Origin of the sequence: Natronococcus pandeyae, assembly GCF_008122205.1 — an archaeon.
Lineage (GTDB): Archaea > Halobacteriota > Halobacteria > Halobacteriales > Natrialbaceae > Natronococcus > Natronococcus pandeyae.
Window position 1 is genome coordinate 117249 of the sequence record NZ_PHNJ01000008.1, and the last position, 11890, is coordinate 129138.

General features: G+C 63.5%; 11 protein-coding genes. 3 read left to right on the top strand and 8 right to left on the bottom strand.

Annotated features, from left to right (window positions below):
* Positions 1 to 2 precede the first annotated feature (2 nt).
* The 3 genes from CV102_RS15430 to CV102_RS15440 form a co-directional block, all read right to left on the bottom strand.
* Positions 3 to 971, bottom strand: coding sequence for an NAD-dependent epimerase/dehydratase family protein (locus CV102_RS15430; protein ID WP_148858909.1), 969 nt, complete (start codon positions 969 to 971; stop codon positions 3 to 5).
* 81 nt (positions 972 to 1052) lie between these two features.
* On the bottom strand, positions 1053 to 2750 hold the full coding sequence (locus CV102_RS15435; RefSeq protein WP_148858910.1) for a thiamine pyrophosphate-binding protein: 1698 nt from the start codon (positions 2748 to 2750) through the stop codon (positions 1053 to 1055).
* Entirely contained in the window at positions 2747 to 3067 is a 321-nt protein-coding gene (locus CV102_RS15440; RefSeq protein WP_148858911.1) for an EthD family reductase, read from the bottom strand. Before CV102_RS15440 ends, CV102_RS15435 begins: the two co-directional genes overlap by 4 nt.
* A gap of 118 nt (positions 3068 to 3185) precedes the next feature.
* Between CV102_RS15440 and CV102_RS15445 the strand changes: the two genes are divergently transcribed.
* Together CV102_RS15445 and CV102_RS15450 are read left to right on the top strand one after the other, a co-directional pair.
* Positions 3186 to 3653, top strand: a complete 468-nt coding sequence (locus CV102_RS15445; RefSeq protein ID WP_148858912.1) for a VOC family protein — start codon at positions 3186 to 3188, stop codon at positions 3651 to 3653.
* 110 nt (positions 3654 to 3763) lie between these two features.
* Entirely contained in the window at positions 3764 to 5830 is a 2067-nt protein-coding gene (locus tag CV102_RS15450) for an oxidoreductase (RefSeq protein ID WP_148858913.1), read from the top strand.
* Between the two features lie 16 nt (positions 5831 to 5846).
* Here CV102_RS15450 and CV102_RS15455 read toward each other — a convergent pair whose 3' ends face one another.
* Positions 5847 to 7478 (bottom strand): sodium:solute symporter family transporter, encoded by a 1632-nt coding sequence (locus CV102_RS15455; protein WP_148858914.1) that lies wholly within the window; start codon positions 7476 to 7478, stop codon positions 5847 to 5849.
* Entirely contained in the window at positions 7475 to 7645 is a 171-nt protein-coding gene (locus CV102_RS26050; protein WP_187432992.1) for a hypothetical protein, read from the bottom strand. The genes CV102_RS15455 and CV102_RS26050 overlap by 4 nt, the downstream gene beginning before the upstream one ends.
* A gap of 245 nt (positions 7646 to 7890) precedes the next feature.
* Between CV102_RS26050 and CV102_RS15460 the strand changes: the two genes are divergently transcribed.
* Positions 7891 to 8658 carry an IclR family transcriptional regulator gene (locus CV102_RS15460; protein ID WP_148858915.1) on the top strand — a complete coding sequence of 256 codons (768 nt, stop codon included), beginning with the start codon at positions 7891 to 7893 and terminating at the stop codon, positions 8656 to 8658.
* Between the two features lie 267 nt (positions 8659 to 8925).
* On the opposite strand, the gene CV102_RS15465 is transcribed toward CV102_RS15460, so the two are convergent.
* From CV102_RS15465 to CV102_RS15475, 3 genes are all read right to left on the bottom strand, one after another.
* Positions 8926 to 9795 carry an amidohydrolase family protein gene (locus tag CV102_RS15465; protein ID WP_148858916.1) on the bottom strand — a complete coding sequence of 290 codons (870 nt, stop codon included), beginning with the start codon at positions 9793 to 9795 and terminating at the stop codon, positions 8926 to 8928.
* A 506-nt stretch (positions 9796 to 10301) separates the two neighbouring features.
* A complete protein-coding gene (gene gfo6, locus CV102_RS15470) occupies positions 10302 to 11372 on the bottom strand; it encodes a D-xylose 1-dehydrogenase Gfo6 (RefSeq protein ID WP_148858917.1) in 1071 nt (356 codons plus the stop codon).
* A 35-nt stretch (positions 11373 to 11407) separates the two neighbouring features.
* The gene (locus tag CV102_RS15475) at positions 11408 to 11836 is read right to left on the bottom strand and encodes a universal stress protein (protein WP_148858918.1); all 429 of its coding nucleotides are present in this window, start codon (positions 11834 to 11836) and stop codon (positions 11408 to 11410) included.
* Positions 11837 to 11890 lie beyond the last annotated feature (54 nt).

Genomic DNA, 11890 nt, shown 5'->3' on the forward strand with positions numbered 1-11890 from the left:
GGCTACACCGGCTCGAGTCCGTCCTCCTCGCGCAACACGTTGATGTACTTCCGGAAGCCCGACTCGAGGTCGTACTCGGGTTCGTAGCCGAGCTCCTCTTGGGCCTTCGTCATGTCGAGGTTCTGCGTCCAGGGGAGTTCGCCGTCGTCGGAGACGTCGATCTCGGCGTCGGGCAGGACGGACTCGACGGCCTCGGCGGCCTCCCGGACCGTCGCCAGCACGCCGCGGACGTTGTAGACGCGCTGGGTCAGTTCCGACTCCGGGGTGAAGGCCGCCTTCCGGAACGCCTGGGCGATGTCCTCGACGTGCTGCCAGTCGATCGCCTGGTCGCCGTACTCGACGCTGTAGGGCTCGCCGAGCGCGGGCTTTTCGATGATGTTCGCGAGGAAGGCCGACCCCCCGGTCTCACGGTAGGGGCCATAGGCGACTGTCGGCCGTAGCGCGACGTGATCCAGCCCGTAGTCCTCGTGGTAGACCCGGGCCTGGTGTTCGTTGTACTCCTTGGTCGCGCCGTAGAGCGTGTCGGGGTAGACGAGTTCGTCCTCGTCGACCCAGTCCGCGTCGTAGTTGTGCGGCGGCGCGTACGCCGCGGCCGAGGAGGCCCACGCGACGCGCTCGACCTGGTCGTCGAGCGTCCGGGCCGCCTCGAAGACGTTGTTCGTCCCCATGATGTTCACGTCGGCCGCCGCGCGCGGGTTCTCCCGCGCGGTCGTCGTCAGCAGCGCGGCGAGGTGGACGATGTGCGTCGCGCCGGTCTCCTTGACTGCGCGGATCACGTCTGTCGGTTCGGAGACGTCGCCGCGTCGCACCTCGACGTCGTCGGCGACGCCGAGTTTCTCGAGGATCTCCGTGTCCGTCGAGAGGTCGTAGGCCACGACGTCGTGGCCGTGCTCGAGCAGGTCCTGTACCACGTAGGAACCGATGAAGCCGGTTCCGCCAGTTACCAGTACGGTCGCGTTGTCGTCGTTCATGTCTGAGTAGTGTGCGGATCAGTCACGTATAGGTTGGTGATCGTTCGGATCGTCCGGCCGCGGAGGCGGTCTCGAGCGCCGTCACTCGTGGAGCCCCCCGACCGACTCGTAGAACGAGGAGGCCAGCGTGTCGGCCATGTCCTCCTCGCGGTCGATTCGCGCGTCGATGACGTGGGGCACGTCGGCCGCCTTCCCCGCCGCGATCGCGTCGGCGAACTCGTCGGGAGCGGTCACGCGCCGGCCGACCGCGCCGAACGCTTCGGCCGCTTTCACGAAGTCGGTGTCGTGAAACTCGACGCCGGCGATGTCGCCGTCCTCGTGTTGCATCTGGCGGACCATCCCGAGGCTGGTGTCGTTCAGGACGACGAACGTCGGCGCGACGCCGTACTCGACCGCCGTCTCGACGCTGTTCATCGTCATCGAGAAGCCGCCGTCGCCGGCGACCGCGATCACGTCCTTGCCGGTCGTCAGCGCCGCCGACACTGCAGCCGGATTCGCCCACCCCATCCCGCCGACGCCACCGCTTCCGAAGTAGGTGCGGACGGCCGGCGTCTGGAGGTAGTACAGCAGCCAGAACCGGTTGTTCCCCGAGTCGGCGGTGACGATGGTCTCGTCGTCGACGACCGCCTGGATCTCCTTGGCCGCGCGCTGGGGTTTGATCGGCGATGCGTCGCTCTCGCATTCGGGCGCGGTGAACCAGTCCCGGGCCTCAGCCGCGCGCTCGAGCGCCCACCCGTTCTCTGCGCCGCCGGCCTCGGCGAGCGCCTCGAGGCTCGCCTTTGCGTCGCCGATCAGGCCCACGTCGGCGGGGTAGACCCAGCCAGCGTTGCGGGTGTCGATATCGGCGTGGATAATCGTCTGCTCCTCCGGACGGATGAAGTCGGGCGCCTGCCAGTTGGTGTCCATCGGGTTCAGCCGGCAGCCGACGACGAGCAGGGTGTCGGCCTCGCTGACGACCCGGTTCGCGCCCTCGTGGCCGAACGAGCCCATGACGCCCGCGGCGCGGTCGTCGGTCTCCGGATACGTCGACTTCCCCAGATAGGAGGTGACGACGGCGCAGTCGTAGGCGTCGGCGACCGCCGCGAGCCGGTCGTAGGCCTGCGCAGCGTGGACCCCGTTGCCCGCGACGATCACCGGTCGGTCGGCGCGCTCTAAGGCCGCGACGGCGCTCGCGACGTCCTCGGCGGTCGGCGCGGCGTCCCAGGTCCGGCTCTGTTCGCGCGCGTCCCAGGCGGGCGGCGTCGGCTCGTCGGAAAGGTCGGCGGTGATCGCGTCGCCATCCAGAATGATCGCTGTCGGTCCAGGACGGTCGGCGACGGCGTGTTTGAACGCCAACTGCGTCGATCGGAGGGTTTCGATCGGCGTGCGCGGGAACCACCACTCCTTGGTCACGCCGTCTAAGATGCTCGGCAGGCTGAACCCGCCGTAGTCGCCTCGCGACTGCTGGTACGGCGCCAGCGTCGAGTACTCGCCGCGTTCGGATGCCTCGGTGAGGACGACCATCGGCGACGACGAGAGCCGCGCCTCCATCTGGCCGATCATCCCCAGGCTGCCGATCCACGGCCCCTGGCCGGCGAGCACTCCGGGCGTGCCGGTGAGCCGACCGTGCATTTCCGCCATGACGCTCGCCTCGCGCTCGTCGCGCGGACGGACGAGATCCACCTCCGACTTCGGGAGGTGCTCGAGCAACTCGATCACGCGCCCGCCGGGATACCCGAAGACGTACTCGACGCCGAGTTCCTCCAGGGTATCGACGAGCGCAGCGGCCGTCGTCGTCATTCCTCGTGGACGTGGACCGTCTCCTCAACGATCATCCGCGGCCCCGCGCCGAGGTCCACGTAGTCGGCAGCGTCGGCCTGGACTTCCCGTCCGACCTCGGACTCGAAAGCCTCCTCGAGCGCCGCCGTACTCTCGAAGGTGAACTCGAGGACGCCGTCGTACTCCGCGGCGTCGGGATTCGTCGGGAGGGACGTGCTGTAGCGCTGCAGCCCTGGAAGCTGGCGCGCGAGTTCCGCGTGATCTCCCTGCCACCAGGCGACGAACTCCTCGTGGCTGTACTCGTCCCTGCGGACGAGAAACTCGACCAGTTTTATCATACGACTGCACTGTTGGGTTCCCCCGACTTTGTTCTATCGGTGCACCCCGTTCACGTCTCTCGTGGGGAGTGTTCGCGCGCCCCGAATATCTATGATGGAAGCCCACGCTGGTGGGAGTATGACCGAGATGCCAGCGATCCGCGTCGATCACGTGGGTATCGCCGTCGAGTCGATGTCGGGCGCCGAAGAACTGCTGTTCGCGCTCGGCTGCGAGAAGATCCACGAGGAGCGAAGCGAGTACGGCGAGTTCACCTGGGCAACGTACGTCCTGGGCGACGCCTCGCGCCTCGAACTCATCGCACCGGCGGACGGTGGCGACTCGTTTCTGAACGACTTCCTCGAGCGAAACGGCCCCGGTCTGCACCACGTCACGCTCGAGGTCGCCGACCTCGACGCGGCCGTCGATGCACTCGAGGCGAAAGGCGTCTCCGTCGTCGATCGCGCCGAGTTCGACCACTGGACGGAGGCGTTCGTTCCACCGAGTAATCCGACCGGCGCGCTGTTCCAGTTGATGGAGTACGAGGACGGCTACGCCGAGACGCGGGCGGCTGGACGTCGACTGTTCGTACACGGTGATCCGCTCTGAGTAGCACGTGACCAGTCGCGTGAGCTTCGAAGACGAACCGCGGCGTGACCGGTTTTACAGTCTGAGCGTCGACACGACTATTTCCCTAGACGTCCATGGGATAGCCACGCATGCCCGATCACGAGGCAGTACTCGACGACGAAGAGCCGAACGCATACGAGTTCCAGCGGCTGTTCGAGCCGACGTCGATCGGCGACGTTGATCTTCGCAACCGGTTGATGATGACCGGCCATACGACGAATTACGCCAAGGGACGGGAGATCGATCAACAGTTGATCGATTACTATGTCGAGCGCGCGGAAGGTGGTATCGGGCTGATCGTGATGGCCTATCTCGCGAACCACCCGACCGCGCAGACCGGGAGTGCGATCGTCGGCTGGGACGAAGAAATGATCCCGAAACTCCGGCGGCTGACCGACGCCGTTCACGAGGCGGGTATCCCGATCTTCTGCCAGAACCTCCATTACGGTCGTCAGATGACCAGCCTTCTTACGGAGCAACCGCTGCTGTCGGCGAGCGACGTCCCCGGTCCAGTCAATCGGGAGATGCCGCGCGAAATGACCCACGACGAGATCGGCGAAATCGTCGAGTCGTACGCCAGGACTGCCGAGATCATCAAGCGTGGCGGGTTCGACGGCGTCGAGATCCACTCGGGCTACGGCGGTTACTTTCTCTCGCAGTTTCTCTCACCGTACTCGAACGACCGCGACGACGAGTACGGCGGCACGCTGGAGAACCGGCTCCGGATCGTCTTCGAAACCCTCGAGGCCGTCCGGGATCGCGTCGGCGACGAGTACGTGGTCGGGTTCCAAATCAACGCTACCGACGCAGCACCGGGCGGAATGGACATCGGGGAGTACAGCGACGTTGCACGACGACTCGCCGCGACCGGACAGGTCGACTACCTCGTTGTCAAGGCCGGAACCTACCAGAAACAGGATTACATCATCCCGGACATGCAACACGAACAGGAGTTGCTCGCTCCGCTCGCGAAGGACGTCAGGGAGGCGGTGAAAGCGGAGAATCCCGACGTCACGGTCGCGACGACGGGCCGAATCACGGATCCGCGAGCCGCCGACCGCGTGCTCCAGGAGGAGTGCGCCGATCTCGTTTCGATGACTCGGGGTCACATCGCCGATCCTGCGATCGCGGAGAAGGCGAAGGACGGCCGACTCGACGAACTGATCGAGTGTATGGGGTGCAATCAGGGCTGCATCGGCCGCGTCTACGACGGCGCGGAGTGTCGGTGCGTGCTCAACCCCGCGACCGGGTTCGAGGCCGAGCGCGGTCGCGGGACGCTCAAGCCGGCGGACTCCGTTCGAAACGTACTCGTCGTCGGCGGCGGCCCCGCGGGAATGAAAGCGGCCGAGGTCGCGGCCAGGCGAGGCCACGAAGTTGCCCTCTACGAGGCCGACGAAACGCTGGGCGGACAAGTTCGGTTCGCGAAGGAACTCGAGGGACGACGAGAGTTCGAGAAGCCGATCCTGTGGCTCCGCGAGGCGCTCGAGCGAGAGGGAGTCGAGGCTCGAACCGGGGTCGAGGTGACGCCCGCGCTCGTCGAAGAGGTCGACCCCGACGCAGTCGTCCTCGCGACGGGCTCGAGTCAGCCCGCGTTTCCGCGCGGCTATCGCGGCCACGGTATCACGGTCGAGGACGTCCCGGGATGGGCGGACGCCCGCGTGCTGTCGAGCACGGTGGTTCTCGCCCCGAACGTCGAAACGAGTCTCGACTACCGCGATCCGGGCGAACGCGTGCTCGTCATTGACGACGGCGAAGACCACTGGAAGGGCGTCGGCACCGCGAAACACCTCGCGAGCGAGGGACGGGACGTGCACTTCGCGATGATCGGCGGTGACCCCGGCGGCGCACTCACCGGGCCGACGAAGGCGAAGCTCCACCGCGAACTGTTCGACCTTGACAATCCGGTCTCGTTGCACGCGTTCGCGACGCCCGAGCGGATCGACTGGCCCGACGTGACGCTGCACGAGGCAGGCCAGACGGAGACGGTATCCGACCTCGATAGCGTCGTACTCGCCGGCTTCCACCGGGCCGACGACGGGATTCGATCGTCGCTCGAGTCGGCAGGATACGACGTTTCGATCGTCGGCGACGCGTTGGCCCCTCGGACGATCATGGAGGCGATTCACGAAGGAGAGGTCGCGGCTCGAAAATTGTAGGGCCGACCGAGTCGGCTTACTTGTTTTCGCTCGAGTCGTCAACGCCGCCGTCGGCTGCAACGGTAGGAGAGGAAACGGTCCCGCCGCGGACGCGACCGAGGTCCATCACTTCCTGAATGTCCGGATCGAGATCTTCGTAGGTGTTCGTCGACGTGACGAGCGACACCCCGACGAAGACGGCGTAGCCAATCACCATCGCGAGTTGGCCACCGAGGATGCCCAGCGGGAGACTGAATCCGAGGTATTCGACGCCGTACGCCATCACGAGCGTGAGGGCGAGACCGACGGCGCTGCCCCAGAGTGCGCCCTCCGCGGTCGCACCCCGCCAGTTGTAGGCGATCGCGACGCACGGAAACAGAACCGACGCGAAGATCGCCCAACCGGCCGCGCCGAGCACGAAGATGAGGCCGGGGAACGTCGCGGCGATGATCCCGGCGACGGCGAGGATCGCGAGCGTCGTCAGCCGACCGTAGAGGACTTCCTGGTCGTCAGTGATCTCCTCGCCGCGGTGTTCGAGGAAGTAGTCGTGGACGACCGCGGACGCGCCCATATTAAGAAACGCGTTGCTCGTCGACATGATGGCCGCGATGATCGCGACGAGGACGAACGCGATGACGACGTCCGGGGCGAACTCGAGTAGGGCAAGCGGAAGGGCCGCGTCCGGGTTTCCGGGGTCCGGGACGTGGCCTTCGAAGATCGCCGCCCGGACGAACGGTGCGGTGACCCAGTACAGCGCCGTCAGCATGTACGCAAACGCCGTGATGAACGCACCCCATCGGAGCAGCGAGACGTCCCTGATCATGTAGAACTTGGTCGTCGCGTGTGGCTGTCCGGCGACCGTGAGTTGAATGACGACGACGGAGAGCAGAAAGCCGATCGCGCCGAGTCCGTCCATTCCAAGCAGGGTGAAGTTGAAGAACTCGGGCTGTTCGGCCGAGATCGTCGTGATCATCGCGTCCGTCCCTCCGGGATAGTTCGCGATGACATAGTACGCCGTCAGAACCGCGCCAAAGACCATGAGCACGCCCTGGATCGCATCGGACCAAATCGAGGCGAGCATTCCACCGACAACGGTATAAAATCCGACGACGGCGAGGCCGATCAGGAGTGCCTCGAAGAAGCTCACAGGGAGGACCAGCGCACCGACGATACCGAGGGCTGCATACTGTGCGGCCAGATACCCCATACAACCGAGCAATACTGCGGTCGCACCGAGCAGTCGTACCCGTTCGTCCTCGAACCGGTAGTACATCGCGTCGGGAACGGTAATGGCGTCGCGAAGTTCACCCAGCATTCGCATCTTTCGGCCGAGCAACCAGTACGAGAGGACGAATCCGAACGGCGTTCCGACGGCGACAATGATCATGTATTCTAGCCCGACGACGAAGCCGGTTCCCGTTACGCCGATCATTCCCCAGCCACTCTGTATTGATGCAAACATGGCCAGCGCAACGACGAAGACGCCGCCACGCCGACCCGCAACGAAGTACTCCTCTCGATCGGTCTGATACCGACCGGCCAGTATTCCGATGGCGACCATCAATAGCGAAAAGAACACGAACAACACAAGCGCGTTCGGAGAATAGTACTCGACGCCGAGTTCTTCGCCCCACGTCTGAAGCGGAACAGTTGTCGATGGAACTATCATTCACCTGCACCCTCCCGACTGATTGTGTCGGTCGACTGTGTCTCCCGCTCTTCGATCTCGACGGTTTCGAATCGGTATCCGAAGTACAGCGCGAGGCCGAGGACGAGAACGACCAGCACGAGTATTATTTCGACGACTGGCGTCGGAAAACCGAAGAGGAAGCTCATCGATTAACCACCTCCTTCAGCGATCTGTGTCGGCTTTTTATCGCGTACTGTACGTACCGCACCACACGCTGGTCAGTGTCAACGTTCACCATTCCGTATATTCGGATTCTTTCATATTCAATAAATCTTGTCCCGAGAGAGATGTATAGGTCTTATAAGCAATCGTTCGAGCAATTTGAATGAATCTATACCGCGTTCGAACTACGGGAACAACACTTTTGTCAGCTCCAGCGAATTAATATCGTATGACAAGCAACTCGAAACACAGGCCGGTCGAAACCGTCGACACAGCGTTCGAGATCATCGACGTTCTCAAGCGCAAGGATGGCGCCGGGATCACCGAAATCGCCGACGAACTCGGACTCGCGAAGAGCACGGTCCACCGGCACGTGAAGACCCTCGAGGAGCGCGGACTCCTGCTCCAGGAGGAGCACAACTACCGCATCAGCACGTGGTTTCTAGACTACGGGGTTTACGTCCGCAACCGTCATCCACTGTTCGACGTCGTCAAACCAAAGGTGGACGAACTCGCCGCCGAAACCGACGAGAAGGTCTGGTGTGTCATCGAGGAGCACGGGATGGGTGTTCACATCTACGGCGCCGAGGGCCGCCACTCCGTGAAAACGCACGCCCGGATCGGAAAGCGAACACCCCTCCACCAGTTCGCCGCCGGCAAGGCCATCCTCGCCCATCTCCCCGACGAGCGGGTCGACGAGATCCTGACCGAGTACGGACTCGCCGCGAAGACGTCCCAGACGATCACCGACCGCGAGGAACTGAACGATCGCCTCGAGGGGATCCGCGAGAGAGGGTACGCGTTCAACCACGAGGAGTCGGTCCGCGGCGTGCACGCCGTCGGCGCACCGATCAGAGACCAGTCGGGAACGGCGATCGGCGCGATCAGCGTCGCGGGACCGGCGAACCGATTGCGCGATACGGCGTTGGCCGAGGAACTCCCGACGCTTTTGCTGGGCGCGACCAACGAGGTCGAGATCAACCTCGCTCACTCGTAGGCGCTCGCGACCGATCGAAACGGTGAACGATAGTGTTCGAGCTATTCGAACGAAAGAGTTCCGAATATCCGTGCGCTGAGCCGCCCGCTGGCGATGATCGACGATCGTTTTCGAGAGTCTATTACAACCATACCTTTGTAATGTATCGATAACGGTTACGAGTATGCGATCGATATTTCGTCGAATCCTTCGTCCACACATCGTTCCCACAGCTCGAACGAAGAGCGAGAACGGACGGAACGCGTACGATGGGGTGATCGACGAGAGTTACAGGCCGAGGAACTCCTCCGCGTTCTCCCAGAGGATCTTGCGCTGGATCTCCTCGTCGAACCCCAGTTCGGCGAACTGCTCGAGCCACGGTGCGGGCTCGAGCATCGGGTAATCGGTGCCGAACATCACCTTGTCCGAGAGGAGCGATTTCGCATAATGAAGCACCTGGTCGTCGATGTACCTAGGCATCCATCCCGAGAGGTCCATGTAGACGTTTCCCTTCTGCTGGCAGATGGCGAGCTGTTCTTTCTCCCAGGGGTAGGCCGGATGAGCGATGAGAATCTGCAGGTCGGGGTACTCGGCAGCCACGTCGTCGATCAGCATCGGGTTGCCGTACTTGATCTTCAGGCCGCGACCGCCGGGCGAACACGCGCCGAGCGTCGAGTTCCCGCCGTGGAAGACGACCGGGACGCCGAGGTCCTCGATCGTCGCCCAGAGCTCCTCGTGTTCGGAGTCGGAGGGGTCGAACCCCTGTGCGATCTGCTGGAACTTGAACCCGCTGAGGTCGAGGTCCTCGACGCAGCGGATCGCCTCCTCGACGCAGTCGTCCTTGAGCGGATCGACGGAGCCGAAGCCGACGAAGAAATCGGAGTATTCGTCGCGAACCTCCGCGACGTAGTCGTTCGGAACTGGCGGATTGCCGGTGTTCGTTTCGGCGTCCCAGCCCAACAGGACAGCGCGGCCGACGCCGGCCTCGCGATACTCCGCGATCATGTTCTCGTAGGTATCGGTCTCGAGATCGGCGCCGAATCGGTCGGCGGCGTCCTTCATCATCTGCCCGCCGGCGTCGTGGAGGAATTCGCTGGTCGGCTGATGCGCGTGCATATCGATTGCTCGCGGTTCGTCGAGCACCGGTAGAGAACTCATACTGTTCTCGAGACCGCGGTTCCATATGTATTTTTCTTATGAATATCTCGTTACTGTTCCGGAATAGATGAATACACTCGAACGAAACCGAACAGAAGGACCACATATATTGAATAGAGAAGGATGAAGTAGCTATCCGTCACTAAGAATGTCGTACAACGATCGTAGATTCCTGCGAACAGCCTGGGCGCCGCCAGCATTTCCACTCGCCTATTCAGTCGAAATTGCTCCAAACGGTTCCTGACGGTGAATTCGGGCGTTTGGATTGTACGACTGATCGGAATCTGATACGGGGGGACTGCTATGGAGTAGTAATTCTCAGTGGAGAGCTATCCTATGTGTGTAAGTTCATACTATTATCTCTATCTGGTAGCTTCGCTGTTTTTGATCTTGTGAAACGTCTACTCGAGGTGTTTGTCATCGAACCGATCCCAACGGCGAGGACTGCAGGCGGGAATCTCGAGTCGACAATCGAACGGGTCGAGAACGCAGCAGTACCTAATCGGTTAGAGGTCGACCGGTTCTCCCTCGTCTGCGGCCCGGTGGATCGCCTCGATAACCTGCATGTCGACGAGTCCGTGTCGACCGTCGGGATGGATCTCGCCGTCGGTGAGCACGCGATCCGCGAAATAGTCGAACACCTCTTGCACTTCTCGTTCTGCGTCGAACGTCCCGTGCTCGACCTCGACAGTGAGATCGCCGCGGGAGAGTCGCAGCGACGCCTCGCCGTGAAACGCCGGGTCGAGTTCGATCGTCCCCTCGGTTCCGGTGACCTTCAGGTGCGTATCCTCGTGGGCGCGCTGGCTCGAGGTCGAGATCATGTGGACGTCGTCCTCGAACAGCAGCGTCGAGGACGACCGCTCGTCCGGCACGTCGTCGAACGCCTCGTGATGCGAGGACATCTGTGACTGGACGGTGACCGGATCCTGCTGGAGCAGGTACCGTGCGGTGTTGATCGAGTAGATGCCGAGGTCCATCACCGACGTCCCGTACCCGGTGATATCCGGATCGAGCCGCCACTGGTCGTGGTCGGGGATCATCTCGAGCAGCGGCTGGCTGTTGGCGCCGTAGACGCTGACGGGGTCACCGACGAAGCCCGACTCGATGAGTTCCCGCGCCCGCCGAACGGCCGGCTCCGTCTGCATTCGGTAGGCGACCATCAGGGGGACGTCCTCCTCCTCGCAGGTCTCGACCATCTGCTCTGCGCGCTCGACCGTGGCCTCCATCGGCTTCTCGCAGAGGACCGCCTTCCCCAGTTCCGCGGCCGTCTCGGCGTACTCGAGATGGAACGCGTTCGGCGTGCCGATGTAGACCGCGTCGTAGGCGTCGCTGGCCGCTCCGTCGTGGTACTCGTCGTAACTGATCCCGTGCTCGACGTCGTTGTCTTCGGCGATCTCCGCCGCTTTCTCGGTCGAACTACTCACCAGCACCGAGACCTCGCCGAGGTCCGAAGACTCGATGGCCGGAATGGCGACGTCGACGGTCCACCAGCCGAGCCCGATCAGTGCGTAGCGGACGGTTCCGTCCTCCGTCGTCTGCCAGTCTCGCTCCTCGTAGCTGTCGATCCAGTCGTGCATCACTGAAAGGGTACTCGGAGAAGGAATAAAACCTCTTACCCGTTCCCGACGACCAGCACCGGGCGCGTCGCGAGTCTGGTGACCCCGTCGACCGTACTGCCGAGCAGCGCGCGTTTGAACTCCGAGCGGCCTCGAGAGCCGACGACGATGGCGTCTACGCCGCGCTCGCCCGCGTGGGCGACGATCTCCTCGTGCGGAACGCCGGCACGGAGACCCGTCTCCACGTGGATCCCTGCGTCGTCGGCCGCCTCCTCGAGCGCGGCCAGCGACGCCTCGGCCCGCTCTCGAAGCCGCTGTTCGGCCTCGTCCGGGTCGACGATATCGTTGTCGTATGCCGTCCGCGTCTCGACGACGGCGACTCCGTAGAGCGTCGCGTCGAGGCGTTTCGCGAGACCGATCGCGTGCTCGGCGGCCAGCGACGCGGTGTCGCTGCCGTCCGTCGCGACGAGAAGCGAGTCGTACATACGTGACCGTACGGACCACCGCGACAAAGATGTACAGGCTGAGCAGGCCAAAGC

Excerpts from the sequence above, each read along its gene's own strand:
- CV102_RS15445 (WP_148858912.1), top strand. The coding sequence starts at position 3,186 with ATGACCGAGATGCCAGCGATCCGCGTCGATCACGTGGGTATCGCCGTC.
- CV102_RS15465 (WP_148858916.1), bottom strand. The coding sequence starts at position 9,795 with ATGAGTTCTCTACCGGTGCTCGACGAACCGCGAGCAATCGATATGCAC.
- CV102_RS15435 (WP_148858910.1), bottom strand. The coding sequence starts at position 2,750 with ATGACGACGACGGCCGCTGCGCTCGTCGATACCCTGGAGGAACTCGGC.
- CV102_RS15440 (WP_148858911.1), bottom strand. The coding sequence starts at position 3,067 with ATGATAAAACTGGTCGAGTTTCTCGTCCGCAGGGACGAGTACAGCCAC.
- CV102_RS15450 (WP_148858913.1), top strand. The coding sequence starts at position 3,764 with ATGCCCGATCACGAGGCAGTACTCGACGACGAAGAGCCGAACGCATAC.
- CV102_RS15455 (WP_148858914.1), bottom strand. The coding sequence starts at position 7,478 with ATGATAGTTCCATCGACAACTGTTCCGCTTCAGACGTGGGGCGAAGAA.
- CV102_RS15475 (WP_148858918.1), bottom strand. The coding sequence starts at position 11,836 with ATGTACGACTCGCTTCTCGTCGCGACGGACGGCAGCGACACCGCGTCG.
- CV102_RS15460 (WP_148858915.1), top strand. The coding sequence starts at position 7,891 with ATGACAAGCAACTCGAAACACAGGCCGGTCGAAACCGTCGACACAGCG.
- gfo6 (WP_148858917.1), bottom strand. The coding sequence starts at position 11,372 with ATGCACGACTGGATCGACAGCTACGAGGAGCGAGACTGGCAGACGACG.
- CV102_RS26050 (WP_187432992.1), bottom strand. The coding sequence starts at position 7,645 with ATGAGCTTCCTCTTCGGTTTTCCGACGCCAGTCGTCGAAATAATACTC.
- CV102_RS15430 (WP_148858909.1), bottom strand. The coding sequence starts at position 971 with ATGAACGACGACAACGCGACCGTACTGGTAACTGGCGGAACCGGCTTC.